The organism is Actinomyces sp., assembly GCF_030530635.1.
In the GTDB taxonomy this organism is placed as follows: Bacteria; Actinomycetota; Actinomycetes; order Actinomycetales; family Actinomycetaceae; genus Actinomyces.
Genome location: NZ_JAUMUL010000133.1, coordinates 1 through 1791 on the forward strand (window position 1 = coordinate 1; position 1791 = coordinate 1791).

At 63.7% G+C, this 1791-nt stretch carries 2 protein-coding genes; one reads left to right on the forward strand and one right to left on the reverse strand.

Going from position 1 to position 1791, the window contains the following annotated elements; translation table 11 throughout:
• Nucleotides 1-418: 418 nt before the first annotated feature.
• Nucleotides 419-859 carry a hypothetical protein gene (locus tag Q4A20_RS15070; RefSeq protein ID WP_303124213.1) on the forward strand — a complete coding sequence of 147 codons (441 nt, stop codon included), beginning with the start codon at nucleotides 419-421 and terminating at the stop codon, nucleotides 857-859.
• A gap of 324 nt (nucleotides 860-1183) precedes the next feature.
• Here the strand turns inward: Q4A20_RS15070 and Q4A20_RS15075 are convergent, their stop codons facing one another.
• Entirely contained in the window at nucleotides 1184-1561 is a 378-nt protein-coding gene (locus Q4A20_RS15075) for a DUF192 domain-containing protein (RefSeq protein WP_303124215.1), read from the reverse strand.
• Nucleotides 1562-1791 lie beyond the last annotated feature (230 nt).

Sequence of the window (1791 nt, forward strand, 5' to 3'; positions counted from 1 at the left end):
CCCCGACCCCGCAGGGCCGGAATCAGCGTGTCCAACAAACAGGGTCAAGGCCCGTCAGCTTCACGCGCTGGTACAGGCCCAGGACCCGGCTGCCGGCCACCGGCAGGTCCCCCTGGCTGTGCAAGATAGCGCACAGGTCCTCGAGCTGTCGGCGGTCGAGCTTCGTGCTAGCGTTCATGGTGGCGGCCTGCTTTCTGAGAAGTTTGGACTATGACACCCAAAGCGTCTCAGGAGCAGGCCGTCCTAACCCTCACCCTCTATGCGCGTGTCGCGAATCCCCCACACCCCCTATGAATAACCCTCCTGTTGACCGCTAAAGATGATGACTATGACGAAATGCTCGTAGTCGGTTTGACGGGGCCTGGTGTCGATGAGAAGCTGCTGGAGACGGTCGCGGCTGGTATAGAGATGGTTCATCGTGGCTGAGCGGAATGGTAAGGCAAAGCGGCCCACGGCGCTGATTTTGCTCGTGGCTTGGATCGTAGGCATTCTCCTGTGGTGGTTGTTGCGGACCGGGCTTCGCGTGCTCGGCGGCGCAACGCAGGGCGGCGTACTGGCTTTGGTCCTGAATGTGAGCCCGTCGGTTTTGATGCCAGCTGTCGTGGCGTTCGTGGTCGCTTTGACGCTGCCGCGACAGCGGGTCCGCGAATGGTGTCTGCTTGCTGCGGCTGTCTTTCCTGTTCCGGTGTTCTGGGGGATACAGACTCGGATCGGATTGCCCGACTATGTCCCGACGTACGTGCCGGTGGCTACGTTCGTCTTGACGCTGATCGGCGCCACCATTGGTGCGCTCATTGGACGCGTATGCTGGGGCGTCGGTGAAACGCAGAGATCGTCTTGGCGGCCTTCGGATAGATGAGTGTACGTCGGCCGGAGGTGTGGCCGCTTGGCCGGGCGACGGTGGATGCACATGATGACGTGGACCCATCAGGCTAAGGTTCAAGACTGGGTTCGCGTCACCACAGACGAAGCGGCGATCTTCATCGCGGATGGAGCGACGGGCAGTTGGCGGATCAGTGCACGAGCGCAGCCTGGGGAACCGGTGGAGGATCGTGCCTCTTGGCAGCCCATGCTCACGACCGGTCGACGGATTGTGAAGGAAGCAGATGCGCCACGGCTACCGCTCTGACTTCGGAACTCGGATGGAAGTCGCTGATGCTCGGAACTGCGCTACGCGTCGCAGTCAAATGCGAGGCGTCGTGTCGATGATGGTTCCGCGCATTATGTTGAGCTGTGCGGCCAAGCCCGCGTGCATCTCTATGGTGGCATGCGCGTTCAAACGGGGTAGGCAGAGTCGACGCGGCGGGGCTGTGGTGACGGCGACTACGCGGCCGTGGCGTCCGACGTATACGAGGTCGAGGGCGTAACGCATGCCGAAGGTGTGCACCCAGTTGCATGCCTTGATCCACAGCGCGCCGTCGAGCCCGTCCGTGCCCAGCAGGCCCGTGTTGCGCTGCTTGCGAGTGCGGGTAAGCCACGTTCTCACGGCGGTCGGCTCGCCGTCCACAACCAGCACTCGCTCGGGGGCGTCGGCGGCCCAGACGGGACGGGAAGTAGTCATGGGGCCACCGTCTCATGCTCGGGGAGTGTTGTCACGGGCGGGCTGCAGGTTAGGGACGGCGGGGGGTGCCCGGGTATACCCGGGGGAGTGGGGGGTGCCCCTATGTGGTTTGTCAAGCGGCGGTGGGTAGTTGTTGGGTTGGTTGGGGGTCGTAGAGGGAGCCGTGGCGGACCCGTGGCGTACATGGGGTGAGGGTGCGGCGGTGGGCGAGGGCGAGTATGGCTTGGCCC

Excerpts from the sequence above, each read along its gene's own strand:
- Q4A20_RS15075 (WP_303124215.1), bottom strand. The coding sequence starts at position 1,561 with ATGACTACTTCCCGTCCCGTCTGGGCCGCCGACGCCCCCGAGCGAGTG.